The organism is Zobellella denitrificans, from assembly GCF_002407485.1.
GTDB lineage: Bacteria > Pseudomonadota > Gammaproteobacteria > Enterobacterales > Aeromonadaceae > Oceanimonas > Oceanimonas denitrificans.
Genome location: NZ_CP012621.1, coordinates 4,141,291 through 4,165,562 on the forward strand (window position 1 = coordinate 4,141,291; position 24,272 = coordinate 4,165,562).

20 protein-coding genes are annotated in these 24,272 nt (G+C 59.8%); 6 read left to right on the forward strand and 14 right to left on the reverse strand.

Annotated elements, in window-relative coordinates:
• Entirely contained in the window at positions 1–897 is an 897-nt protein-coding gene (locus tag AN401_RS19480; protein ID WP_096780249.1) for a LysR family transcriptional regulator, read from the forward strand.
• On the opposite strand, the gene AN401_RS19485 is transcribed toward AN401_RS19480, so the two are convergent.
• Positions 894–1,469 (reverse strand): TetR/AcrR family transcriptional regulator, encoded by a 576-nt coding sequence (locus AN401_RS19485; RefSeq protein ID WP_094038845.1) that lies wholly within the window; start codon positions 1,467–1,469, stop codon positions 894–896. The genes AN401_RS19480 and AN401_RS19485 overlap by 4 nt on opposite strands.
• Before the next feature lie 141 nt (positions 1,470–1,610).
• On the opposite strand from AN401_RS19485, the gene AN401_RS19490 reads away from it, so the two are divergent.
• Positions 1,611–2,654, forward strand: coding sequence for an alkene reductase (locus tag AN401_RS19490; RefSeq protein WP_094038846.1), 1,044 nt, complete (start codon positions 1,611–1,613; stop codon positions 2,652–2,654).
• A gap of 34 nt (positions 2,655–2,688) precedes the next feature.
• Here AN401_RS19490 and AN401_RS19495 read toward each other — a convergent pair whose 3' ends face one another.
• Entirely contained in the window at positions 2,689–4,317 is a 1,629-nt protein-coding gene (locus AN401_RS19495) for a methyl-accepting chemotaxis protein (protein WP_094038847.1), read from the reverse strand.
• 139 nt (positions 4,318–4,456) lie between these two features.
• Positions 4,457–5,179, reverse strand: a complete 723-nt coding sequence (locus tag AN401_RS19500) for a polyphosphate kinase 2 family protein (protein ID WP_096780250.1) — start codon at positions 5,177–5,179, stop codon at positions 4,457–4,459.
• 402 nt (positions 5,180–5,581) lie between these two features.
• On the opposite strand from AN401_RS19500, the gene sstT reads away from it, so the two are divergent.
• Entirely contained in the window at positions 5,582–6,802 is a 1,221-nt protein-coding gene (gene sstT, locus AN401_RS19505; RefSeq protein ID WP_094038849.1) for a serine/threonine transporter SstT, read from the forward strand.
• A 167-nt stretch (positions 6,803–6,969) separates the two neighbouring features.
• Here the strand turns inward: sstT and AN401_RS19510 are convergent, their stop codons facing one another.
• Positions 6,970–7,434, reverse strand: a complete 465-nt coding sequence (locus tag AN401_RS19510) for an Lrp/AsnC family transcriptional regulator (protein WP_094038850.1) — start codon at positions 7,432–7,434, stop codon at positions 6,970–6,972.
• 138 nt (positions 7,435–7,572) lie between these two features.
• Here AN401_RS19510 and AN401_RS19515 point away from each other — a divergent pair, with 138 nt between their 5' ends.
• A complete protein-coding gene (locus AN401_RS19515) occupies positions 7,573–8,379 on the forward strand; it encodes an EamA family transporter (RefSeq protein ID WP_096780251.1) in 807 nt (268 codons plus the stop codon).
• A gap of 286 nt (positions 8,380–8,665) precedes the next feature.
• Here the strand turns inward: AN401_RS19515 and AN401_RS19520 are convergent, their stop codons facing one another.
• Entirely contained in the window at positions 8,666–9,607 is a 942-nt protein-coding gene (locus AN401_RS19520; protein ID WP_094038852.1) for a PDC sensor domain-containing protein, read from the reverse strand.
• Between the two features lie 182 nt (positions 9,608–9,789).
• Positions 9,790–10,419, reverse strand: coding sequence for a LysE family transporter (locus tag AN401_RS19525; RefSeq protein ID WP_096780252.1), 630 nt, complete (start codon positions 10,417–10,419; stop codon positions 9,790–9,792).
• 64 nt (positions 10,420–10,483) lie between these two features.
• Here AN401_RS19525 and AN401_RS19530 point away from each other — a divergent pair, with 64 nt between their 5' ends.
• Complete coding sequence (locus AN401_RS19530; RefSeq protein ID WP_408645746.1) at positions 10,484–11,407, forward strand: LysR family transcriptional regulator; 924 nt, start codon at positions 10,484–10,486, stop codon at positions 11,405–11,407.
• Between the two features lie 21 nt (positions 11,408–11,428).
• Here AN401_RS19530 and AN401_RS19535 read toward each other — a convergent pair whose 3' ends face one another.
• Positions 11,429–11,695 carry a helix-turn-helix domain-containing protein gene (locus tag AN401_RS19535; RefSeq protein ID WP_096780254.1) on the reverse strand — a complete coding sequence of 89 codons (267 nt, stop codon included), beginning with the start codon at positions 11,693–11,695 and terminating at the stop codon, positions 11,429–11,431.
• Here AN401_RS19535 and AN401_RS19915 point away from each other — a divergent pair.
• Complete coding sequence (locus AN401_RS19915) at positions 11,694–12,044, forward strand: hypothetical protein (RefSeq protein WP_157772341.1); 351 nt, start codon at positions 11,694–11,696, stop codon at positions 12,042–12,044. The genes AN401_RS19535 and AN401_RS19915 overlap by 2 nt on opposite strands.
• Before the next feature lie 117 nt (positions 12,045–12,161).
• On the opposite strand, the gene AN401_RS19540 is transcribed toward AN401_RS19915, so the two are convergent.
• The 7 genes from AN401_RS19540 to AN401_RS19570 all read right to left on the reverse strand — a co-directional run bounded on the left by AN401_RS19540 (position 12,162) and on the right by AN401_RS19570 (position 24,184).
• On the reverse strand, positions 12,162–15,299 hold the full coding sequence (locus AN401_RS19540) for a type I restriction endonuclease subunit R (RefSeq protein ID WP_096780255.1): 3,138 nt from the start codon (positions 15,297–15,299) through the stop codon (positions 12,162–12,164).
• Positions 15,296–16,318, reverse strand: coding sequence for an SIR2 family protein (locus AN401_RS19545; protein ID WP_157772343.1), 1,023 nt, complete (start codon positions 16,316–16,318; stop codon positions 15,296–15,298). The genes AN401_RS19540 and AN401_RS19545 overlap by 4 nt, the downstream gene beginning before the upstream one ends.
• A 2-nt stretch (positions 16,319–16,320) precedes the next feature.
• Positions 16,321–17,691 (reverse strand): restriction endonuclease subunit S, encoded by a 1,371-nt coding sequence (locus AN401_RS19550; protein WP_096780257.1) that lies wholly within the window; start codon positions 17,689–17,691, stop codon positions 16,321–16,323.
• Complete coding sequence (locus AN401_RS19555; RefSeq protein WP_096780258.1) at positions 17,681–19,396, reverse strand: class I SAM-dependent DNA methyltransferase; 1,716 nt, start codon at positions 19,394–19,396, stop codon at positions 17,681–17,683. The genes AN401_RS19550 and AN401_RS19555 overlap by 11 nt, the downstream gene beginning before the upstream one ends.
• Before the next feature lie 42 nt (positions 19,397–19,438).
• Complete coding sequence (locus AN401_RS19560) at positions 19,439–22,066, reverse strand: S8 family peptidase (protein ID WP_096780259.1); 2,628 nt, start codon at positions 22,064–22,066, stop codon at positions 19,439–19,441.
• Positions 22,067–22,082: 16 nt separating this feature from the next.
• The gene (locus tag AN401_RS19565) at positions 22,083–23,096 is read right to left on the reverse strand and encodes an AAA family ATPase (protein WP_096780260.1); all 1,014 of its coding nucleotides are present in this window, start codon (positions 23,094–23,096) and stop codon (positions 22,083–22,085) included.
• Positions 23,097–23,188: 92 nt separating this feature from the next.
• Positions 23,189–24,184 carry a restriction endonuclease gene (locus tag AN401_RS19570; protein WP_096780261.1) on the reverse strand — a complete coding sequence of 332 codons (996 nt, stop codon included), beginning with the start codon at positions 24,182–24,184 and terminating at the stop codon, positions 23,189–23,191.
• Positions 24,185–24,272: the final 88 nt, after the last annotated feature.

The window sequence follows — 24,272 nt, forward strand, 5'->3', positions numbered from 1 at the left end:
ATGGAGAGCAAATGGCTGCACGATTTCGTCGCCCTGGCCGAGCAGGGCAACTTTTCCAAGGCGGCGGAGGCGCGTTTCGTGACCCAGCCGGCCTTCAGCCGGCGCATCCGCTCCCTGGAAAACTGGCTGGGGGTGCCGCTGGTGCACCGGGATCGCCATCCGCTGGTGCTGACCGAGGCCGGCGAGATTTTTCTCGAGCAGGCCCGGCAACTGCTTGCCCAGATCTACGGGCTGCGCGGGCAGCTGCGCCAGACCCTGCATGAACACCAGAGCCTGAGCTTTATGGCCCAGCCCTCGCTGGCGGTGACCTTCTTTCCCGGCTGGATCCACCGGCTGCGGCCCCTGCTGGGCGACAGCCTGATCCGCCTCAATACCGGCCATTACCACGATGCCATCGAGCAGTTCATGGCCGGCTCGGTCGACTTTCTGCTGTGCTTTGCCGGCGGCCAGCCCAGCCCGGCGCTGCATCGGCCCGAGGTGGAGCGGCTGGTGGTGGGCCGGGATCGGCTGGTGCTGGTGTCGGCGGTGGATGCGGACGGCGCGCCGCTGCATCCCTTGTCGCCGGACGTGCCGTTGCGGCTGCTGCTCTATCCCCGGGATTCCTTCCTGGGGGCGCTGATCCAGCGGGAGTGCCTGCCGGCGCTGAGCGAGCAACCCTGCCGCCCGGTGTGCGAAAACGCCCTGGGCGAGGGGCTGAAGGCGCTGGCCCTGCAGGGGGACGGCGCCAGCTTCCTGCCGGCGGGGCTGGTCGGGGAAGAGCTGGCCCGGGGGCAACTGGTCGAGCTGCCGTTGCCGGTACGGGTGCGGCTGGATATCGAGCTGTGCCGGCTGACGCCGCCCCGCTCCGAACAGGCGGAGCTGTGCTGGCAGCAGATCCGGGCGCTGGCCGAGGGCTAGGCCTGCAGTGCCGCCAGCAGCCGGTTGGCGGTTTCCTGCAGGCAGTCCGGGGCGGGGTGCACATGGGCATAGGTGCGCAGGCCGTAGATGCCCACCAGCAGCAGCCGGGCCAGTTGCTCCGGGGTGGCGTCGGCGCGGGCCTCGCCGGCCTGTTGCGCCGCCGCCAGGGCCTCGGCCAGGCGCCGCTCCAGATCCTTCAGCAGGGTGCCCAGGCGGGCGGACACTTCCTCGTCCTGCTCGCTCAGCTCCTGCAATGTCTTGGTCAGCAGGCAGGCCATGGAATCGCAGCTCTGTATCTCGGCCACCACCTGATCCAGGTAGCGGCGCAGCCCGGCCAGGGGGGAGACCCCCTCGAAGCAGGCGGCCAGCGCCGCCTGGCGGTCGGCCACATAGTGATCCACCGCCGCCAATAGCAGCCCCTTCTTGTTGCCGAAGGCGCAGTAGATGCTGCCCGGATGCAGCCCGGTGGCGGCCACCAGATCCTGCATGGTGGTGGCGGCAAAGCCCTTGTGGCGAAAGGCCTGCATGGCGGACCTCAATACCTGGTCCCGATCGAAGCTTGCTGTACGCATCTTGATTCTCCCCGTTCCGCCCTAGTGTACCCCCGCATGCCGGTGATGCCAAAGTATCTTGAATGTTTGTTCAAAAAAGGCTTGAAAACGACGAGGGTCGCCCCTATCTTGAATGTACATTCAAGTAAGAGGATGCCCCTCATGACCTACCCGATCCTGTTCGAACCCTATCGCCTGAACGACCGCCTGACCCTGGCCAACCGCATCGTGATGGCGCCGCTCACCCGCAGCATGGCCGGTCCCGGCCTGGTGCCCACCCGGGCCATGGCCGACTACTACGGCCGCCGGGCCGACGCCGGCCTGATCGTCAGCGAGGCCACCATCATCCGCCCCGACGGACAGGGCTACCCGGACACCCCCGGCATCTACAGCCAGGCGCAGATCGACGGCTGGAAGCCGGTGACGGCGGCGGTGCACCGCAATGGCGGCAAGATCTTCATGCAGTTGTGGCACGTGGGACGGCTGGCGCACTCCCATTTCACCGGTGAGCAACCGGTGGCGCCCAGCGCCGTCGTCTTCGAGGGCACCCTGCCGCGGATGCGGGAGCTGAGCTACGAGCTGCCCCGGGAACTGAGCCGGGAGGAGATAGCGCGGCTGGTGGCCGACTACGCCCGGGCGGCGGAAAATGCCATCGCCGCCGGCTTCGACGGGGTGGAGATCCACGGCGCCAACGGTTACCTGATCGATCAGTTCCTGCACCATGACACCAACCACAGGGCCGACGACTACGGCCGGACCCCGGAGAACATGAGCCGCTTCGCCCTCGAGGTGGTGGACGCGGTGGCGGCCCGGGTGGGCGCCGACAGAACCGCCATCCGCCTGACCCCGGGCGCCTACGTCCATATGCAGGCGGATGCCCGGGACCGGGCGGTGTTCGACCACCTGTTGGGCGAGCTGGAGGGGCGCAGGCTGGCCTACCTGCACCTGGGCATCTTCGACGACAGCCTGAGCTTCGACTTCCTCGGCGGCCGTGCCAGCGAGTACCTGCGCCGCCATTACGGCGGCACCCTGATCGGCGTGGGCGGCCTGACCCCGCAAAGCGCCAGCGAAGGGCTGGCCCAGGGCCGGTTCGACCTGGCCGCCATCGGCCGGCCCTTTATCGCCAACCCGGACTACGTGCGCCGGGTGCAGCAGGCCGAGCCCCTGGTGGAATACCACCAGGACATGCTGGCCGAACTGGTGTAGGAAAAAGGAGAGGGCCGGCGGACCGGCCCTCGCTTCAGAGGCTGAATTTCTGCACCAGTCGACCGAGGCCGTCCGCCAGCCTGCCGAGATCTTCCGAGGCGCTCGAGGTCTGGCGGGCGCCGCCGGCCACCCGGTCCGACATCTCGTTGATCTGGCTCACGCTGCGGCTCAGCTCCATGGCCACCGCGTTCTGCTGCTCGGTGGCGGCGGCGATCTGCATGTTCATGGCCGTCATCCGCTCCACCGCGGCGCTGATCTGGTGGAGCGAATCCACCGCCTGGCGCGCTTCCTTCACCCCGCCCTGGATCATGTTCCGGCTGTTGTCCATGGCCTGGGTTACCGCCTCCGCCCGCTGCTGCAGGCTGCCGATGGTCTGATTGATGTCGTCTATTGAGTCTTGTGTGCGCCGGGCCAGGTTGCGTACCTCGTCGGCCACCACCGCGAAGCCCCGGCCGGACTCCCCGGCGCGGGCGGCCTCGATGGCGGCGTTGAGCGCCAGCAGGTTGGTCTGCTCGGCGATGTCGCGGATCACCTGCGACACCACCCCGATGCGGGCGCTGTCCTCGCGCAAGGCCTGGGCCAGTGCCCCGGCCTGTTCGATTTCCTCGGCGGCCGCTTCCACCTGGCGGGTGGAGTGCTGCACCACCCGGCCGCTCTGCTCGGTCTGGCCGGCGGCATCGCGGGCGGCACCGGCGGCGTCGCTGGTATTGAGGGCGATCTCCTGGAAAGTGGCTTCCATCTGGTGCATGGCGGTGGCGATCTGGGCGATTTCCTGCTGCTGGCCGCTCAGCGCGTCCGAGGCGTGGGCGGACAGCTGGCGCAGCTGGCGGGTGGCGCCGCCCAGGCCGTCCAGGCTGACGGCGATTTCCCGCACCAGCTCGCGGATGCCGTGCTGCATGGCGACGAAGTCGCCGGCGGCCTGGCCCAGCTCGTCCCGGGCGAAGCGATCCAGCTCCAGTTCCTGCCCGAGCCGGCCGTTCCTGACCCTGTCCATCTGGGCCAGCAGGTAGCCCAGGGGCCGGCGTATCTTGCGGCTGATGACGATGCCCGTAGCCAGCATAAAGGCGGCCAGCAGCAGGCACAGCGCCACCACCACCAGGCTGAGGGTGTCGATCACCGCCGATTCATGATCCTTGATGGCTTCCGCCTCGGCGGCGATCAGGCGCTGGGTATCGCCGAGCAGGGTGACGATGGCGTCGAAGGGAGCCAGCATCTCGGTGAGCATCTTGACCCGGGCGGCGTCGATGTTGCCGTTGTCGATCAAGCCGATATAGTCGTTCTGCATCCGCTTGTAGTCGGTGATCCGGCGGCGAAAATCGTCGATAAAGTGGCGAACGTCGGCACTGTCGGCCTGTTGCTGCATGGCCGAGAGGTAGTGCTCCACCTGTTCGTCGTTGTGGGTGATCTTGCCCAGTATCTCCGCGTGCTCCCGAGGGTCCAGGGTCAGGCCGTAGTCGAGGGCGAAGCGGCGGTAGGTGACGGTGCTGTAGCGCAGGTTGGAGATGGTTTGCAGCAGGCTGATATTGCGCTCGACGATGCTTTCCATCTGCCGCTTGATGCCCTGCACCGAGAGGTAGACGTACAGGCTGAACGCCAGCACCGCCAGCAGCATGGCGGCGAAGGACGCGGTAAGTAACACCTTGATGGACAAACGATTAAGCATATCCCTGACTCCGTGTTGGGTAATGGCGGGAGTATAGGGAAGGGCCATCAAAAGATTAAACGTATAAAATCTTTTGGATTAATCGCTTTTATCGATATAAGGGACTGCCGGCGGCCTTGCCGGACCGGGGACGGCAGGGCTACTCGAAGAACGCCTTGATCTCGTCGGCCGGCGTGGGGATGGACAGATCCAGCTCCCTGCCCAGCTCCTCGATCAGCAGCCGGAAGCAGCTCATCCGCGCCTGGTGCTTGCTGTTGGCGTCGATGCGGTGCCAGGGCGCCACCTCGGTGTGGGTGCGTTCCAGCATCTCGTCCCTGGCCTGGTGGTACTGCTGCCACTTGCTCCTGTTGCGCAGATCCTCGGTGGTGAGCTTCCACTGCTTGGCCGGATCCCGATAGCGGGCCCGGAAGCGGTCGAGCTGGGTGTCGGCGCTGATGTCCAGCCAGATTTTGACCAGCCGTACATGTTCGGCGGTGATGGCGCGCTCGAACTCGTTGATCTCCCGGTAGGCCCTTTTCCAGGCGTCCGGCTCGGCGAAGCCCTCCACCCGCTCCACCAGCACCCGGCCGTACCAGGAGCGGTCGAACACCGCCCAGCGACCCTGGGACGGCAGCCGCTGCCAGAACCGTTGCAGCCAGTGCTGCTCCCGCTCCCGGGCATCGGGGGCGGCGATGGGCCAGACGCTGAGCCAGCGCGGATCCAGGCACCAGGCCAGCCGGCGGATGATGCCGCCCTTGCCGGCGGCGTCGGGCCCTTCCAGCACGATCACCGCGCTCCGCCCCTGGCGGCCCATGGCCTGGTGGATCAGCGCCAGCTGTTTCTGCAGGGATTGGAGTTCTTCCTTGTGTTTTTGCTTATTCATCTCGTCTCACCGAGAGTGACTGGAATGGCCGAATTATACCAGTTGGATCAAGCATATGCCCTGGTAAGCCGATACCTGTGAGCCCATCTGTCGGGATCTCACGGCCAGAATCATCAGGTGCAGCAGGGGGGCGCGCTGGAAGGAGGGCAAACGGAAGTGCGTACCGGTCCTGGCAACTCGGGCCAGGCCGTGGCCGGCGAGGGTGGAATGCGGTTATTCCGGTTTTTATTACTAAGAGTGCACTCATATACATTTCTATATGCCGAAAAAATAGCTGAATACAGGGATAAATGTGCACGTTGTTACAAAAAACCATTAACCTGGTTTTTTTGTAGCCAGTTCTGCTATAAAGTCGCGGCGTCTCTAGAGTATGAAATGGTCTGTGACCAATAAAGGATGACTATGAACCAAACACAACCTCTTTTGCTGCGCGCGGTCAACAACGGCAGCCTGGTGTCTCAAATTCTGATCGGGATCATCGCCGGTGCCTTGCTGGCGGTGCTATCGCCCTCTGCCGCCGGATCCGTCGGCCTGCTGGGCAGCCTGTTCGTCGGGGCCCTCAAGGCCGTGGCACCGGTGCTGGTGTTTGTGCTGGTAGCGGCATCCATCGCCAGCCACAAGAAAGGCAATCAGACCAATATCCGCCCCATACTGTCGCTGTATCTGCTGGGCACCTTTGCCGCGGCGCTGACCGCCGTGGTGATGAGTTTTGTCTTTCCGACCGAACTGGTGCTGGTGACCAACGGCGCCGAGGCCTCGGCTCCCGAGGGGATCGGCGAGGTACTGCAAACCCTGTTGTTCAAAGTGGTCGATAATCCCATCAATGCCCTGCTGACCGGCAATTTCATCGGCGTGCTGGCCTGGGCCATCGGCCTGGGCGTGGCCTTGCACCATGCCTCCGACACCACCAAGACGGTGTTCAATGATATTGCCACCGGGGTATCCAGCATAGTGAAGTGCGTGATCCGCCTGGCGCCCATCGGCATCTTCGGCCTGGTGGCCAGCACCATTGCCGAGACCGGCTTCGAGGCCCTGTGGGGCTACGGCCAGCTGCTGGCCGTGTTGCTCGGCTCCATGCTGATTATCGCCCTGGTGATGAACCCCTTGATCGTTTACTTCAAGACCAAGCGCAATCCTTATCCGCTGGTATTCAAATGCCTGCGCGAAAGCGGCGTGACCGCCTTTTTTACCCGCAGCTCCGCCGCCAATATTCCGGTGAACATGGATCTGTGCAAGCGCCTGGACCTGCATGAGGATACCTATTCGGTTTCCATTCCCCTGGGCGCGACCATCAACATGGCCGGTGCCGCCATCACCATTACCGTGCTGACCCTGGCGGCGGTGCATACCATGGGCATCCAGGTGGACCTGGCGACCGCCCTGCTGCTGAGCGTGGTGGCGGCCGTGTCCGCCTGCGGGGCTTCCGGTGTGGCCGGCGGTTCGCTGCTGCTGATCCCCCTGGCCTGCAGCCTGTTCGGTATCTCCAGCGAGGTGGCCATGCAGGTCGTGGCCGTGGGCTTTATCATCGGCGTGCTTCAGGATTCGGCTGAAACTGCCCTGAACAGCTCCACCGACGTCCTGTTCACCGCCGCCGCCTGCCAGGCCGCGGAAGACAAGCGCTGAACAGGAGCCCCGCCGTTTCGGTGACAAGGCCGGTTGGCGAATGCCAACCGGCCTTTTTCATTGCCCCGGAGCAAGCGAGTCAGCCGGGCAACTGGCCGAACCGGCCCTCGCGTTGGGCCCGGGAATCTCTCCCGTCGGCTGCCTTGTTCAGGGTGGTTCAGGGGCGGCTACAGCGGCAGGGGACCGTTCTCCTTGACGGTGCGGATGGCGAAGCTGCTGTCCACGGTTTGGATCATCGGCAGTTTCTGCAGCCGGCGCACCCATTGCTCGAAGCCCTGGAGATCGGCGCTGACCACCTGCAGCAGGTAGTCGAAGGCGCCGGACACGGTGTGGCAGTTGATCACCTCGGGCATGTCCCGCACCGCCTGCTCGAACTGATCCACCAGGGCATCCCGGTGCTGGCTGAGCCTGACCTGCACGAAGATGGTGATGCCCAGGCCCAGCTTGCCCTTGTTCAGGCAGGCCCGATAGCCCTCGATCAGCCCGTCCTGCTCGAAGCGGCGCACCCGCCGGGCGCAGGGAGAGGGCGACAGGCTGACCCGCTCCGACAGCTCGGCGGTGGTGAGGCGGGCGTCCTGCTGCAGGGCGTCCAGCAGCAGGCGATCGATGCGGTCCAGTTTGGCGACGGTCATGGCTTGGCTCTTGTTGCTGTTTGTATGGGGTTTATTGGCTCAGCAAGCCAATAACTGTGGTTATTGTGCTCCACTTTGCCAACATCAGCCAGGCCGACCGGCGCACAATCTAGGCTCTTATCCAGCGGAGTCTGTGCCATGTCCCACGCCAACCTGACCCAAGTGGTTCCCCTGAACGCCAACGCCGCCCAACGCGGGCTCGGCTACCTGGCCGCCGCCGGTACCGTGCTGATCTGGTCGGTCTATTTTCTGTCGCTGCGGCTGGGGGCCCTGTCGCCCCTGGGTCCGCTGGACATCACCCTGTTCCGCTACGCCGTGCCCGGGCTGGTGCTGCTGCCGCTGCTGCTGGCCCGGCGGGCGCGGATCCGGGCGGTGAACCCGCTGTGGCTGCTGGGCATGGTGCTGGGCGCCGGCCTGCCGTTTTTCCTGCTCAGCGTGCTCGGCATGGGGCTGGCGCCGGTGGTGCAGGGCAGCACCCTGATCCCCGGCACCGCGTTGGGCCTGGGGCAGGGGCTATTTTTGCTGTGCAGCCTGCTGTGGGCCCTGTTCACCATCTGCGTGCGCCAGAGCGGGCTCAGGCCGCTGGAGGTGGCGGCGGTGGTGACGGTACCCAACGGCGCCCTGGTGGCGGCCTGGCTGTTGCTCGGCCAGGTCCCGCTCACCCTTAGCCAGGTGCCGGTGCAGGAATGGCTGGCCCAGCTGCTGGTGCAGGGGCTGGTGGTGGGCCTGGGCGCGGGCTTTTTGTTCGGCTATGCCATCGGCCGGCTGGGCGCCGAGATCAGCGCCGCCATCGGCTCCCTGACCCCGGTGTGCGCCACCCTGCTGGCCTGGTGCTGGCTGGGCGAGCACATCGCGCCGCTCACCGGCCTGGGCCTGGGGCTGGTGACCCTGGGGGTGATCGGCGCCAGCGGCCTGGTGAGCCGGGCGCGGCAGGAGAACGGCTAGCCCGTTGTATTGGGGTGCAGGCGGCCCGCCTGCGCCCCAGAAACCGTCGCTGCCTCAGTTTTAATCCAGACGGTGCTCTAGAGCACCGACCAGTTTAGAACGTGAGCAGTGCGATATCTCACCTGTAGGCGCCCGTTTACGTGGCGCAAACCGGCCAACGGCGTGGGGCGTGGACATTGGGCGCCGGTTTGTGCCGGCTAAAGCGGCACCTACAGTGACGGCTACAGCGGCACAAACCGGCAGCTACGCAGAGCCGGGCTGCCTGATTTTTAAACTATATGGTGCGCTAGTCCGCGGTCTGGCTGTCCCGGCTCAGCTTGAGGTAGACGCCCAGGCCGGCCAGCATGGCCACCGCCGCCATCAGCATCCAGACCGCGTTGATCAGCTGGTTGCCGACGTCGCCGCCGTCGAGCAGCGACTTGAACATCAGCAGCAAGGCTTCGATGGATACCGCGATAATGATGGCCGCCATAAAGCGGGAGATGGTGCGCCGGGTCGAGTCGTGGTGGTGGATGTCCTTGTTCACCAGCACCTCCTCCTCGAGGATGGTCTTGCCCAGATCGAAAATCGACATGCCCAGGGTGATCAGGATGACGATGCCGAAGGCCCCGGTGGCCACATGGTTGTCTTCGTCGAACAGCGAGAACAGGGATTCCAGCGCCGAATAGAGCAACAGGGCCGCTACCACGATCAGCAGGCCGCCGATCAGGCCGTAGATCCACTGGAAGTAGTGGTGGCAGCGAAAGCGCATCTCGTCGCCGTTGAGGTAGGAAATCAGCCGGCGCAGGTTGAAGTTGATCACCAGGTAGCCGCGATCCCGGCCCTGCTCGTCCACCAGGTGCTGCACCACCGAAATCGCCAGCTGGTGGGTGGCGTTGGACAGATAGGGGCTGGTGACCACCACGGCGTTGCTGCTCTGCCTGGCGGCCTGGACATAGGGCCGCTGGCTGCGGTCGCTGCCCTTGCCCAGCGAGCGTCGCTTGCGCTCGCTCATGGTGGGGCTGTAGGCGGAGTCCGTCAGTTGGATGCCGTTGCTGTCCAGGCTGTAGAGCAGCTCAATGAAGGGGTAGGACCGGCTGAGGTAATTGATGGTCTGCTGCTGGAGCGTTTCGCTCTGCAGCAGCTCCAGCCCGTTCAGGCTGGTCATGATCGACTCCATCAGGCTGTGAATAACGGACTCGTATTGCTGGTACTGCTCCAGCAGGCGGAAATGGTTGTGTGTGCTCACGGCGGAGAAATTCTCTGGGTTCTGAAATTGAGTGGCTGGGAGCACGACTGTAACGCAGCAAGATGACATTATTCGAGCACTGAACAAAAAACTGCCGAAAGTTGTGATCTCGCCAAGGGTGGGGGCGCGGTGTCGCAGAGAGCAATATGCCCGCGCGGCAGCACGGGCCGGTAATGATGGGGTTAGCGCGGCAGACCGGCGGAGGCCAGCAAGACGCCGAAGCCGGTCAGCAGCACGCCGAACACCCGATCGACCCGGTGACGCAGCGCCATCATGCGGGAACGCACCGGGCCGGCGGAGAAGATCAGGGCCACCAGGGAAAACCAGAGCAGGTGAGCCAGCGAAATAAAGGCGCCGTAGCCGAGCTGCACGGCCAGCGGGGTGCCCGGCTGTACCACCTGCATGAACAGGCTGACAACGAAGACGGTGGTCTTGGGGTTGAGCGCATTGGTCAGGAATCCGGCCCTGAGCGCGCCCAGATCCGACAGCGCCGCCGCCGTGCCGCCGTTCCCGTCGATCTTGCCATCGTCCGGCGGGGTGCTGTTCAGCATCCTGATGCCCAGCCAGATCAGGTAGGCGGCACCGGCCAGCTTCAGCAGGTTGAACAGCCAGATCGACCGGGTCATCAACAGGCCCACGCCGAGCAGGGTGTAGGTCAGGTGTACCAGCACGCCCGCGCCGATACCGACGGCGGTCAGCACGCCGGCCCGGCGCGAAAGCAGCAGGCTGTTGCGCGATACCAGGGCGAAGTCTGGCCCCGGGCTTATCACCGCCAGCATGGTTATTGTGATCACAGCTATCATTTCGTTCATTTTTATCCCTGGTGGATTCAACTATTATCCAGAATATATTTGATGGAATGGGATAATAAAAACGATGAATGCTGACATGTATTGTGAGCAAAATTCACAGAATAGGGGCGCCCGGCTGCCCTCTTTGGCCGCGTTGCGCTGCTTCGAGGCGGCGGCCGGTACCGAGAGCTTCAGCCGCGCCGCCGAGCGGTTGAGCCTGACCCATGGTGCCATCAGCCGGGCGGTGCGGCTGCTGGAGGATGAATTGGGTGTGGCCCTGTTCGAACGGAGGGGGCGGCGGGTGTTCTTGACCGACGCCGGCCGCAAGCTGGCCGAGGCGGTACGGCAGGGATTCGGCGTGATTGCCGCGACCGCCCGGGAACTGCGCGAGTCGGGGAAGAGCAGGCCTTTGACCATCTCCTGCGAACCCACCTTGCTGATGCGCTGGCTTATTCCGCGCCTGCCGCAGTTCCAGACGTTGCATCCCGAGGTATCGGTCCAGCTGGTGGCCGGTGGCGGCCCCGTCGGGTTCGAGGGTGGCATCGACCTGGCCATAAGACGCAACGATTTCGACTGGCCGGCCCACTACCATGCGGTGCGGCTGTTTGACGAGCGCACCGGCCCCGTGTGCCGTGCCGATCGGATAGCGGAGTTCGTCCGGCAGGATGACGATGGCGTGGCGCATCTCCGTCCGGACGCCACCCGCCTCCATTCCCGCACCCGTCTGGATGCCTGGGCGAGCTGGTGGCGGGGAGTGGGCGAAGATAGCGACGAGGCACCCGGGCAGGTATTCGAGCATTTCTATTTCAGCCTGCAGGCGGCGATAGCGGGCATTGGCGTCGCTATCGGGTCCTGGCCGCTGGTGTGCGACGACATCGACGGCGGCATCCTGGCCGCCCCATTCGGATTTCGCGCCGACGGCAGCGGTTATTATCTACTGGCGCCCGGCGCATTCGAGCAGAACAGCCCCCAGGGGTGCTTTCAGCGCTGGTTGCATACCCTGGTATAAACAGGCCGCCAGGCGGCGCCGTTACCACTCCTCTGTCCAGCCCTGGGAGCCATCAGGGTCGGTGCTCTTGGTGCCTCTTGGTTTTACCTCCAGCTCCAGGTTCAACGCCGACAGTATCTTGAAAAAGGTATCCAGCTTAGTGGTGTTGGGGTTGAGTTCGAAGTTGGAGACCGTATCCTGCCGGATCCCCACCTTATCGGCCACTTTGCCCTGAGAGAGCTTCTGGGTGAGCCTGACATCTTTCATGTAAGCGCTGAGCTGATAGGCATTGGTGACGGAGACTTTCATGAGTGGGTTACCTGGGCAAAATTGGTATCTCCACATTACACGCTACAGCAGGCATATCAATTTTTACACGCTAAAGCAGGTAAAATTCACATTACCTGTTATGGCTGGTAGATTTACAGCGGCGCTGTTTGTCCGGACGGGACAAACTGATACCAAAGACACCAGGACGCGATACGTTGATAAATCAGGTGTTCACGTTCATCCAGAATCGGTGTTCATCTTCGCCGGAATATGCATCCGGCTGCTGGCCGCCGTGGACGGCCACGCCAAGAACTTCAGCCTGTTTATCGAGCCCAAATCCGTCTATCGGATGATCTCCTGTACGATCTGCTGTCGGCGTATACCCTGATGGCACAGGGTAGCCTGCCCGCCCAGAAGGCCAGGATGGCCATGGCGCTCGGGGGCAGGAACTGGCACTATCACTGGTCAAAAATGCAGCCGCGCCTTTGGAGCAGCAGTTTGCGTATTATTTCGACCATGCATTCGAAAGAGACTCTGCTTGCTTCAAGACCAGTTCAACGGCTTCCGGCTGTTTGTCCGGTGGATATTTCCACTTTTGTAAGGTCCTTCGCACCAAAATTCGTAGCTTTGCCCGTACGCTTTCTCGTACCTGCCAGTCCACTGTGGTGGAGTTGCGCAGTTTTTCGGTGATCTCAATGGCGATCTTCTTGAGAATATCGTCACCCAGCTCTCGTGCTGCACTTTCGTTGTTTGCCAGCGCATCGTAGAAGGCGATCTCATCCTGGTTCAGCCCCAGTGCGGCCTCGCGTTCCAGTACTTCCTGAAAGTCCTTGGCCATCTGGATCAATTCCTCGATGACCTGTGCCGTCTCCACTGCACGGTTGTGGTACTTGCGCAGGGTTTCCAGCAGGCGGTCGCCGTACTTCTTCTCCTGCACCACGTTGTTACGCGCCCGGGCCTTGATCTCGTCGCGCAGCAGCTTTTCCAGCAGCTCCACCGCCAGGTTGCGGCTCTTCATCTGCCGCACGTCTTCCAGGAATTCGTCGGACAGCAGGCCTATGTTGGGCTTGTCCAGGCCCGCCAGGGCGAAGATATCCGCCACCCCATCAGCCACGATGGCATTGTCCAGAATCTGCTTGAGCGCGCTGTTCTTGTCCGCGTCGGAACGCTTGCGGTCTACCGTGGTGAACTTGACGATGGCGGCCTTGATGGCGGCGAAGAACGCAATCTCCGTGCGCAGAGCGGCGGCCTCATCCAACGTGTTGCACAGCGAAAATGCCTTGCTCACAGCCAACATGGCATCGAGGAAGCGCTGTTTGCCGTCCTTCAGCCCCAGGATATGGTTGGCCACCGGCACCAGCAGTTGCATCGCATCGGTCTCGAACCCGCTGTAGTCGAAGCCATGCATCAGCCCGCGTACTATATCCAGCTTCTCCAGCAGTACCGCCAGGGCTTCGGCAGCATTGTGGGCCGGGTTGCCCTTGCCCTTGGACTCGGTGTAGGTTTTGAGCGCTGCTTTCAACTCGTTGGCGATACCGATGTAATCCACCACCAATCCGCCGGGCTTATTGCGGAACACCCGGTTGACGCGGGCAATGGCCTGCATCAGGTTGTGGCCCTTCATGGGCTTGTCTGCATACATGGTGTGGCAGCAGGGCGCGTCGAAGCCGGTCAGCCACATATCGCGCACTATCACCAGTTTCAGTGGGTCCGCCGGATCCTTGAAGCGCTTTTCAAGGCGTTTCTTCACCTGCTGGCTGTTCAGGTGCGGCTGCAGCAAGGGCTTGTCCGCTGCCGAGCCGGTCATCACTACCTTGATCGCGCCCCTTTCCGGGTCGGCGTCGTGCCAATCCGGACGCAGGGCGATGATGGCGTTGTACAGCTCGGCGCAGATGTCGCGGCTCATGCAGACGATCATCGCCTTGCCTTCCAGCGTGGCGGTGCGCGTCTCGAAATGCTGCACTAGGTCCGCCGCCACCTGCTCCAGCCGTGGCTTGGCGCCGACCAGCTTAGTCAGTGCCGCCCAGTCGCTCTTGGCCTTCTCGCGGGCGGTGAGGTCTTCCTCGTCCTCGATGACCTCATCCACCTGGGCATTCAGTGCGTCGATCTCGGCCTGGTTCACGTCCAGCTTGGCCAAGCGGCTTTCATAGTAGATCGGCACCGTGGCGCCGTCATCCACCGCATCCTGGATGTCGTAGATGCTGACATAGTCGCCGAACACCGCCCGCGTGTCCTTGTCTTCCTGGGCGATGGGCGTGCCGGTGAAGCCGATAAAGGTGGCATTGGTCAGCGCATCGCGCAGGTGCTTGGCATAGCCGAACACATACTTGCCCGTCTTGGTATCCAGCCTCCCCTTCATACCGTACTGGCTGCGGTGCGCCTCGTCGGAGATCACCACGATATTGCTGCGATCCGACAACGGCGGGTGTTGCTCCTCGTCGTCCAGCAGGGCGAACTTCTGCACCGTGGTGAAGATAATGCCGCCCGCCTCGCGCGATGCCAGCATCTCGCGCAGCTCTTCACGGCTGCCCGCCTGCACCGGCGTTTGCCTGAGCAGGTCTTCGGCGGCGCAGAAGGTGCCATATAACTGGCCGTCCAGATCGTTGCGGTCGGTTACCACCACCAGCGTGGGGTTCTTCATCTGCGGCTGCTGCAACAGCTTGCCCGCGTAGCAAGCCATGGTGATGCTCTTGCCCGAACCCTGGGTGTGCCACACCACGCCGGCCTTGCGGCTGCCGGGCTGAACATTCCGGCCATAGGTAGCGCGTTGTTCTGCCACTTTCGTATTATCGGCAGCGGCTATTACCGTGGCTTTCACCGCTTCGCGCACGGCATGGAACTGGTGGTAGCCGGCGATCTTCTTGATGATCTGGTCGGCGTCCTGTTCGAACAGCACGAAGTGGCGCACGTAGTCGAGAAACAGCGCAGGCTCAAAGAAGCCGCGTACCAGCGTTTCCAACTCGAACGCCAGCAGCGGGCGGTCATCCTCATTGGCAATTGCCCGCCAGGGCTGCATACGCTCTTGGTTGGCAGTGAGTGAGCCCAGCCGTGCCGTGAAGCCGTCGCTGGCCACGACCGCCACATTGGCGTTAAACAGGTCGCTGATCTCTTCCTTGTAGGTCTGGATCTGGTTGAACGCATCCCAGATATCGGTCTGCTCGTTGGCCGGGTTCTTCAGTTCGATCACCGCCAGCGGCAGGCCATTGACGAAGGCCACCAGGTCCGGGCGGCGCGGCTGTTTGGTGCCGCTCACGGTGAACTGGCTGACCAACAGGAAGTCGTTGTTGCGCGGCTCGGCAAAGTCGATCAGGTTGACCAGGTCGCTGCGCTTTTCGTCACCCACGGAAAACTCGACCGGGATACCGGACAGCAACAGCCGGTGCACCCGACGGTTGCGGGCGATCAGCAGTGGTTCGCTGACCGTCAGCAATTCATGTATGGCTTGTTCTAGCACGGTGGCGGGAACATGGGGATTGATGCGTGATAGCGCCGCCAACAGGCGGTCGCGCAGTACGGCCTGGTGATAATCAGTGCGGGCGGGGCTTTCTCCATCTGGTGAGATGCTTGAACCCTGAACGTGTTGCCAGCCAAGCTCCTGAAACCAAGTGATACTGCCGTCTTCAAGCTTTTGCTCCGTGATCATGCCCCATCCTCCATCAGCGCCAACAATAGGGCTTCGATAGATTCATCATGTTCTCCCTCTGGATACCAGATGGGAAATATGTTGGCTTTTGCCAAGTCCTTTTTCCGCTCTACACGATCGATCCCATCTTTCAACTCAAGGAAAGCGTAGTGCTGTGGAAGGGTGTGGGCACCCTCGGCTGCGACCACTTCTTCCATTGTTCGTAGCGTGCGGTCTGTCAAAAGGCTGCAACCGAAAAATAACAATGACTTCCCGAACAAAAAGCGTGAAAAGAATCGCTTAACAACCCCTGAGTCGCTATAGGCTTGCTCGTACTCACCATGAAGCAGCACACGACTTGCAATCGACTCGCATGAGCCATGCAGTTTTAGAAGGTATCTTCCACCAGTACTCGAAATGCGCAGTGCCTCTTCCAAATTAGTGCCAAGCACCACTTGGTCAAAACCTTGAGATTGTCCAGAAAAGGCAGACTCAAGCAATTTATCGAAATTGGTGGTGACGACATTACAATCTGAAAACACGAGTGGGAGTAAATTTATTGCACCAGTCGCCGTGCAACTTCTATCAAAGCACTCCTGAAGCTGCTTATTAAATAACGCAGAACCAAGATCGTTGTAAATCAGCTGAGCAGCACCCTCATAATCTCCGGAATTTAACAACAACTCCAGTTCATCCTCTGTGACGTGCGACTCGGCCTGTAGGTCCCATAAAAATTTTGTCCATCCTGGATAGCCACTAGGTATTGATATCCCTGCGCCAAGGAATGGAACAACATTCCGAGATTCATATGCTCTCTTAAGAGCCTCGAAGCGATTTGCGTTGTCGTGTACAGTAAGCATTTGACCAGCCAACTCACGCAGGCTGGCTTTTCTCTCTTCAACCCAGTCCTCAAAAGATAGTTGATAAGTTTCAGGCTCTAACTCTTTGAGTATTCGACTCCGCTGGAAGGTAGAGCCAATGATGGCCACATCCCCTTCGGAATTGAGATATTCATGATACTTGGGGCGCCAAAACTCCATGGTCATCCCTCAAGAGTTTCAGAAAGTTCAATTTCACCCGACAACAATTTAGGCAGTAAATTGTCGCGAGTATCCGCGAGAGTAGAACTCTGTTCCGCCAGTGTTTTCATCATCGAAAAAATCGAAGCTGCTTTCAGCTCAAAAGCACCACCGATGTCGTGCGGCGGGCGCACAATAGGGATCTTCTTCAGATCTGAAACGTTGAGATACGGCAAAGCAGTGCCTGAGACCAATGTATTGAAATCAATTGTGCTAAGCATCGAGTACAAGAAGTATGCTCCCGATTTACCTTCCGCGGGACTGGCCGACATCAAATTGTTGTCAATGATAGTCGGGGTGGTTAGCAATCTCCGACGATTCGAAATCAGTGCCACACCGATCTTGGCAAAAACTGTCGCTCCCAATGGGTGTAACTTGGCTCTCATTTCAGACTGCTGCGCTTTGCTCACATAATTGTTGGCTGATTTAATGAATACCTCGTTGCCTGCAAGGTTCATGTCACTAACCTTGATAAACGGATAGTCCCCTTTCGTGCTTCCCTGGTGTTCTGGCTTAAACGCGCTACCCGCTGTAAAGCTGCAAATATCACCCAGCACACCGCAAGCCCATCCCTTCGGAATCTCTCCCAACTCCGATTCTTCCATCTCATCGGGAAATAGTGCGGCGGCGGCAGCGAGTTGGTCGTGGTGCTCGCGGGGCATCTGGTCGAGTTCGGTGTCGGTCTTGCCGCTGATGGTGCGCATGGCGGCGCGTAGCGGATCCTGTCCTTGTTCGATGGCGGAAATCTTGGCCTTGACCGGGTCGAAATCGATAAACCAGGACTTGAAGATGGCTTGCGCCATGGCTTCAAGGGTGTGGTTGATACGGCGGTTGAGGTCTACTTTGTCGTCGATTTTTCGGAGAATGGAACCAATAATTTTCCTTTGATCCGGAGGTGGAAAGGAAAACGAAAAGTCAGAAAGCGCCTGCCACGAAACACGCTGCCTACCAGATGTGCCTTCCATCCGAGCTTTAGCAAAAGCTCTGAAATCGGGGTGGCGCGCTAGGTAATATACGTAGTCCTCGTCGTATTCTGGGGCTTTAGCTGCCATGACGATGAATTCAGTGGATCCATGTGCAATGGACCCTGCGGGCAGAGCATTTACTTTGGCTGTCTTGCCATTTTCAAGACAAGGAGTGATACGGGCGAACAGAGTGTCCCCGTTCTGAAAGCGCGAGCCTCCGCCGGTAAATTCTCGCTCAGACACATACGCGATATCGCGTTGATGCTCGGGTAGCGCAGCCATGTCAACGAAAGGCGCGAGAGTACCGCGCTTGATCGGCCTTGGTGGGTTGAAGTCAACCACCTCTGTGATCCGCAAGTCAGCAGCCATAGCCCAGCCCCGCCAAATTCTTTTTTATCTCACCCTCCAGCTCAGCGCTTTTCTCAAACTGATCTTTCAACTGCGCCGTCAGTCGTTGCATCTTCTCGGCAAAGGGTTCGCCATCCTCTTCTTGCTCAGCCGCGCCCACATAACGCCCCGGCGTGAGCACATGCTCTTGCTTGCGAATTTCTTCCAGCGTGGTGGAGTAGCAGAAGCCGGGTATATTCTCATAACCTTCGCCCTGCTGCCAGGCATGGAAGGTGTCGGCGATTTTCTGAATGTCCTTCGAGTTGAAGTCACGCAGTACACGATCCTTCATATAGCCCATCTGGCGGGCGTCGATAAATAGAAACTGGCCGCGTCGGTCACGCTTCTTCTTGTCCAGCGCAAAGCCGTTTTGTTTGTCGCGGGTCAGGAACCAGATGCAGGCCGGGATCTGGGTGTTGGTGAACAACTGGCCGGGCAGCGCGACCATGCACTCCACGTAGCCATCCTCGATCAGCCGCTTGCGGATTTCGCCTTCGTTATTGGTGTTGGAGCTCATCGAACCATTGGCCAGCAGCAGCGCCATGCTGCCGCTAGGGGCCAGGTGGTAGAGCATATGCTGCAGCCAGGCGAAGTTGGCGTTGCCTTGCGGCGGCGTGCCGGCGATCCAGCGCGGATCGTTGGTGAGCTTTTCGTTCCACCATTCCTTCATGTTGAAGGGCGGGTTGGCCATCACAAAGTCGGCGCGCAGGTCCGGGTGCTGGTCGTTGAGCAGGGTATCCGCCGGGCCTCCACCGAAGTTGAAGTCGATGCCACGAATGGCCATGTTCATCGCGGCCAGCCGCCAGGTGGTGGGATTGCTCTCTTGCCCATAGACGCTGATCTGCCCGCTCTTGCCATTGGCGGCCTTGCCGCCGTGCTGCTCGATAAACTCCTCGCTTTGCACGAAGAAGCCACCGGAGCCCATGGCCGGATCGTAGACGCGGCCCTTGAATGGCTGGAGCATTTCCACGATCAGGGTGACGATGCTCTTGGGCGTGTAGTACTGGCCGCCCTTCTTGCCTTCGGCCAGGGCGAACTGGCCGAGGAAGTATTCGTAGACGTGACCGAGAATGTCCTTGGATTTCAGATCCAGCGGCTGGCCCTTGTATTCCTTGGCGCTGAAGTCGGTATCGGAAAAGTGGCTGATCAGCCCGGCCAGCTTGCTGGAGTCGAGCTGCACTCGGGCGAAGTCCTTGTTCAGCACATTCTTCAAGCGCGCGTTCTCGCGCTCGACGGCTTCCATGGCGTTGTCGATCAGCCAGCCGACCGAGCGCATTTCCTCGGGTTCATCCTTGCCCGGCTTGTTCCACGGCAGCGCCGCTTTGGGCGGGAGTTGCGCGCAATCGCGCAGGGTTTTCCAGCGGGCTTCGACAGGTACCCAGAACACGTTCTTTTCGGTGTAGTAATCGCGCACTTCCAGCTCGGCGGCGATGTTGTTCTCATATTCCTGCGTACCTGCACCGCCGTATTCTTCCGGATCCATGTAGTAGTCATGTTCCGGATTGGTGAACTGTTCGCGCAGTTCCCGCTGCCGTTCCTCGAACGCGTCGGAGACGTACTTGAGGAAGATCAACCCGAGCACGACGTGTTTGTACACGGCGGCGTCAAGGTTGGAGCGCAGCTTGTCGGCGGCGGTCCAAAGCTTTTTCTCCAGGTCGTCGAAAAATTGGTGTTCAATGGGTCTCATTAAGAAATGCCTTGATACGTAAGGTGTATGTTGTGCTAGTGGTTATCGGCCTATGCCAGGGGCAATGCGTACCGGCTGTTTGATACGTGCCCGAACCTGCTGATAGATAGGGATATCTTCTTTCGCCTCCAGCGTGACCGCCAGTCCGTAGGGGATGATAGCATCCAGGCGAGCCGTCGCATCATTTTTGCAGGTTACACGAATACGCAGGTTTTCGCCGTCTTCGAAGGCCTGGATCTGGCTCTTGCCTTCCAACACCTCATGCTGCACCGTTCCGCGTGTAACCTGATTGTGATCACCGTCCTGACGCTCCAACTTGAGTACTTGATTGGACCAATTGCTGCCGCCAGGTTCCAAGAACAGCTTGGCTTCGCGGAGGTTGCGGTGATCCGTGTTAATGGGCGTCAGCCAAGCCAACGTTACGACCAGCCGTCGCCAGCTTTTCTGAGAGGAGAAGCCGAGGGGGATGGGGAAGGTGTATTCGTGCACCTCGTTTTCGCGGATCTCTCCGCACCCCAGAACGGTAGCTCGCTGTGCAGTACAGCTCAATACTCGCTCTATATCCACGGCACCATAGCCAAGATAGCGTGCAATCACCTGTTTGAACTGGCGAGAGTTGCGTGAATCCTTTAACGCTTGTTCAAGATGCCGCTTACCGTCGTTGTCTTGCTTGGCGCCATGCACCAGCAGCGCTTTTACCAGCACAGACATCAATTCTTCAGGGATATTCTCACCCTCTTCGGCACGAAGCCTATCCAACATGTCATAGAGTCGGATCGCGCTGCGGGTAGCCAAGGCGGTGGCATTGCTGGTTCCACGCCAGAATGCTTCATGACTCAACAGGCCTTGCTCTTTGCTGTCGAGCGCAACTTTCTGGCCTGGTTTGGCGACCGAGCTGTTAATTTTGTACGTGGATGAGCCGTTTTGTATAGGAGCGTTGTAGAGTTGTCTTCCTCCCGGCATGAGGATGTCTGGCTTGATGGCTCGTCGGAAGCCAAAACCTAAACGAGAGGCAGGACTGAAAAGCACTTGAGAAGGCAAAATATCAACTCTTTGCCCATGCCTGGGATATGCCTCGCCCGAGTCGTCCGTATGGGCAGCTCCTACCGTGATGGCGTTTATGGCTTCGGCAGGTGAGAGCAGGCGACGCGAGGATAAAGTTTGAGATATTCCTTTGATCAAGGCATCTATCCTGTCATCGTCGGAAAGCGCATCGAATTGTTGCTGATTGAGCCCAAGATCAATATCTTCGCTATAGTTCCCCGCACTTACGCAAAATAACACTCTGTAACGATAGGAAAGCCAGTCCAGCAGCCTTGCCCACGGACTCGGTGTATGGATGAACTCCCGCGCGGTATCTCCAATGGAGAGGTTGATAACCTTGATCGTGGGGGCTTGGGGTGGAACATCGTCAAAGCCCTCGAACATACGCCTGACGGCAATATGGATACGGTCTTCGAAGAAGACATCGTCCGGCATATGTTCATCATGGTCTCGCGTTTGGTGGTCGGGTTGCATGACCGGGATGCAGTACAGTTTCCTCCGCAAAGCCTCGGACTCCGGATTACTGCGGTCACCATGTAGAATCAATGACGCCATGGCCGTGCCATGTTTGCGCTCTCCTGGCTGATAGGCCGCTTCCAAGCCAAAAGCATCATCAATCAGCACGCGATCTTTCAGGGCTTCATGCTGTTGAAGGGGGGCGCCATCGAGCAGGGCTGCTATAGGTGCAAGGTCACTGAGGCTTTGCGGGAAAACTCCTGGCTCTCCTTCGCCTTCTTCCGAAGCGGCCAGGCTTTGCCCCGTGGGGCGGAAGTACATAATGCCAGAGAACTTGAATAGCTCGATGTCGATATCTTTTCCCTCAGTACCCACTTGAGTAAGAAGCGTCTGGATGGCTTGTGCAGGAAGCTCAGCTTTAACCGCATGGAAGGCGATTTGCGGTATATCAAGGAAACGGGACAGCATCTTGCCGCCTAGGCTTTCGAGCAGTGATCCAATCAGGGCTTCATTCTGTTGTCTTGTCTCCTGCCTTTTCCTGTAGAAAAGCTCGATCTGGAAGGTGATTTTTTCGTCTGGTTGTATGGGGTCAAGCAGGTCATTCCACCGGTCGATCATTCCTGTTTCAACCAGTGTTTCCTCAATGCCCCAGCGACGTAGTACGTTGAGTTGACTGAAGACGATTTCCCATTTTTTCTTTCCATGCGGAACCGTGCCTGCAACTTTCCATTGTGTCCACAGTGCAAGAATTTCCTGTAAACCAGCCATGCTGCTCATGGCTAGGAACACGCGGCCGCTCAGTGACTTGCCAGTTCTCTGCCCGGCAGCATCCAACTCATAGAAATCATCGTCTTCGGCATCCACTTCATCGAGTTCGGTTTCACCCAGCCACTCCAAACCAGCCGCTTCGACAGCCTGCTTGAAATCGTCAAGGCGGCCAACGATTTCGATGACCAGAACCATTTCGGGGTCGAGTCCAGCCAAGGCACCCGTCAGGCTTGCCTGATATTTTGCAAAGTCCTGTTCAAGTTGCTCGATTTGCTTGTCGATACGGGCAACCTGGGTTCCGTGGCCGGGAATCTTCTGCTTTCCTGATGGAAAGCCTTTTCCTTTCTCCGGAGGCAGAACCCGTTTTTCAGGAAAAACCAGTAGCGGAAAATACTCAGGCATGCCCCCTCCTTGCGCCTTACTCGTCTAGCGCTTCTTTATTCTTCGGCGTTAATCGTTTTTTCCAGTGTTCCAACCTAGACAGGGTAATCGCTTTGGCATCGTCTACCCTTTGATCCAGTACGGCCCTTCGCACTACCCCCAGACAAAACTCTTCTACTTCCGAAAAACTCAATCCTAAAAGTCGCTTAGCGACGGTTTCAGCAGCAAGGCCAAAATCGACTTTGCTGCGTTTGCTGATACCAGTAATGAAAGCGGTTAGTTGAGCACGAGTGGGAAGGGGAAGCTCCATACGAACCTGAAAACGGCGCCAGACTGCTCTGTCCAAAAGCTCAGGATGGTTGCTGGCCGCGATAACCACTACATAGTCGGGAAGCTCATCGATCTGAAGTAGCAGGGAACTGACGACACGCTTTATCTCCCCCGTCTCATGGGTATCGCCGCGCTCTTTACCCAGTGTTTCGAACTCGTCGAAGAGCAATACACAGCGACGTGTCCTAGCATAATCTAGCAGTGCCTTCAAACGACTCGAAGTCTCGCCCAGATAGCTACCAATCAGCGACTCATAGCGCACTACGATCAGCGGTACCATCAACTCGAACGCCAAAGCTTCGGCTACGGACGTTTTTCCATTCCCTGGAGGCCCAGCCAACAGGATGCGGTGCCTTGGGCTTAGACCATGGGCGTGGAGCAACTCTGAGCGGTGCTGTTCCTCGACGACTTCTTGTAATTGCCCGCGTATAGCATCCGCGAGTATCAGGCTGTCCAAGGAACGCTCGGGAGTGGTCTCGACAACGAGGTCCTTCGGCACAGCTCCTCCGGTTTGAGTCTGTCTGGCCGTTTGCGAGGGTGATTGAAACAAGAACGTCTGGGAAGAGGATGCTTGCAGTGCCTTTTCCAAGCGCTCAGCCAGGATCCGGTGCCCTTTGCGACGCTCTTCCTTAATCAATTCCTCGGTTGATTTTCGGAATGTTTGCTGGTTGCCGCTGCTGGCTGCTTTCACCAGGGCTACCAAGGTATCAGCTTGCGCCATTTTTGTTCACCTTGATGGAGTCTTGACAGGGCACGCCCGCGTGCCTAAGTGCCTGTAGTAATGTCGTCGAGCAAATGTTGTTCATTGCTAACTCAAGCTGGCCAGTATAACCGCTTCAACGGCACGAGGCGCTTGGTTTCGGCATCGGTGGTATCGTAGTGTTCGATCAGGGCGCGGACCACATGGTCCAACGTCCACAGTGCCAGCGGGATGGCGGCGCGATCGGCTTCGTATTGGGCATCCTTGCTGAAGCTGCCGGTGCTTACGTAGAGGCCGCGATCGTCTTTGTGCCTGCCGCCAAGAAAACTGCGGATCTCCTGGCTGCCCATCTGCTCCTTACGGTGTTTGACCTCCACCACAATGCGTGGGTGTTCGAAGCCGAAACCGTCGGGTGATGCAACAATATCCTTGCCGCGGTCTGCACCGGCCGGTGAGATCTGGGTTTTGTAGCCCATGGCGCGCAGGATACCGGCGACCAGTTCCTGCATTTCTTCCCAGCTCAGTTCGTTTACTTTGTCCTTGATGCGTTCCAGCGCCTGTACTTCGATGTTTGCCAGCGGATCTGCAACGGTTTCATCCCCATTATCTTCTTCGGGTGCCGGCGCCGGCGTGCCGGACAGCGCCGCCATGACTTCCCGCATCGCGGTTGGGGGAACTTCGAAGACGGTTAATGTCGACCCCAGGGTATTCTTGGTTGTCGTGCCTAGGCTGTCACGGGATACTTCCTGCGGCTGCCACTCCACGGCGCGGATCAGTGGCATACCTTGCTCTGTCCATTCCGGGCGATGCTCGGCCCCACCGGTGATCGTGCCAACCATATAGGTGCGATTGATTGGAGAGTAAGTGATCACTCCGTCACCGGCCTGGATTTCGTTGACGAAACGCCATACCTGGGAAGCGCCGGAAATCACGGTACCTTGTTTGGCCTTGGGGTCGGCATGCTGATACACCTCAATCAACCGTTTGCGCCCAATACCTGGTTTGGCGTGGGCAGCCAATTGGCTCCAGCCAACGGCAACGACCCTGCGCTCCCGAAACGCATCATACAGGCTACCCCCTTCCCCCCGGACCATCCACATTCGCTTCATCTTGTTATCCTTTTGATTTTCAGGGGGCTTTTACCGGTTTCCCTGCTTGCTGCCAGTGACCAAGGCGAATTATATAACCCGCCGACCC

Coding starts and splice junctions, on each gene's coding strand:
- AN401_RS19485 (WP_094038845.1), bottom strand. CDS start 1,469: ATGCGTACAGCAAGCTTCGATCGGGACCAGGTATTGAGGTCCGCCATG.
- AN401_RS19570 (WP_096780261.1), bottom strand. CDS start 24,184: ATGAAGCGAATGTGGATGGTCCGGGGGGAAGGGGGTAGCCTGTATGAT.
- AN401_RS19550 (WP_096780257.1), bottom strand. CDS start 17,691: ATGGCTGCTGACTTGCGGATCACAGAGGTGGTTGACTTCAACCCACCA.
- AN401_RS19490 (WP_094038846.1), top strand. CDS start 1,611: ATGACCTACCCGATCCTGTTCGAACCCTATCGCCTGAACGACCGCCTG.
- AN401_RS19530 (WP_408645746.1), top strand. CDS start 10,484: ATGAATGCTGACATGTATTGTGAGCAAAATTCACAGAATAGGGGCGCC.
- AN401_RS19500 (WP_096780250.1), bottom strand. CDS start 5,179: ATGAATAAGCAAAAACACAAGGAAGAACTCCAATCCCTGCAGAAACAG.
- AN401_RS19555 (WP_096780258.1), bottom strand. CDS start 19,396: ATGAGACCCATTGAACACCAATTTTTCGACGACCTGGAGAAAAAGCTT.
- AN401_RS19565 (WP_096780260.1), bottom strand. CDS start 23,096: ATGGCGCAAGCTGATACCTTGGTAGCCCTGGTGAAAGCAGCCAGCAGC.
- AN401_RS19560 (WP_096780259.1), bottom strand. CDS start 22,066: ATGCCTGAGTATTTTCCGCTACTGGTTTTTCCTGAAAAACGGGTTCTG.
- AN401_RS19495 (WP_094038847.1), bottom strand. CDS start 4,317: ATGCTTAATCGTTTGTCCATCAAGGTGTTACTTACCGCGTCCTTCGCC.
- AN401_RS19535 (WP_096780254.1), bottom strand. CDS start 11,695: ATGAAAGTCTCCGTCACCAATGCCTATCAGCTCAGCGCTTACATGAAA.
- AN401_RS19480 (WP_096780249.1), top strand. CDS start 1: ATGGAGAGCAAATGGCTGCACGATTTCGTCGCCCTGGCCGAGCAGGGC.
- AN401_RS19510 (WP_094038850.1), bottom strand. CDS start 7,434: ATGACCGTCGCCAAACTGGACCGCATCGATCGCCTGCTGCTGGACGCC.
- AN401_RS19525 (WP_096780252.1), bottom strand. CDS start 10,419: ATGAACGAAATGATAGCTGTGATCACAATAACCATGCTGGCGGTGATA.
- AN401_RS19540 (WP_096780255.1), bottom strand. CDS start 15,299: ATGATCACGGAGCAAAAGCTTGAAGACGGCAGTATCACTTGGTTTCAG.
- AN401_RS19515 (WP_096780251.1), top strand. CDS start 7,573: ATGTCCCACGCCAACCTGACCCAAGTGGTTCCCCTGAACGCCAACGCC.
- AN401_RS19915 (WP_157772341.1), top strand. CDS start 11,694: ATGAGTGGGTTACCTGGGCAAAATTGGTATCTCCACATTACACGCTAC.
- AN401_RS19545 (WP_157772343.1), bottom strand. CDS start 16,318: ATGGAGTTTTGGCGCCCCAAGTATCATGAATATCTCAATTCCGAAGGG.
- sstT (WP_094038849.1), top strand. CDS start 5,582: ATGAACCAAACACAACCTCTTTTGCTGCGCGCGGTCAACAACGGCAGC.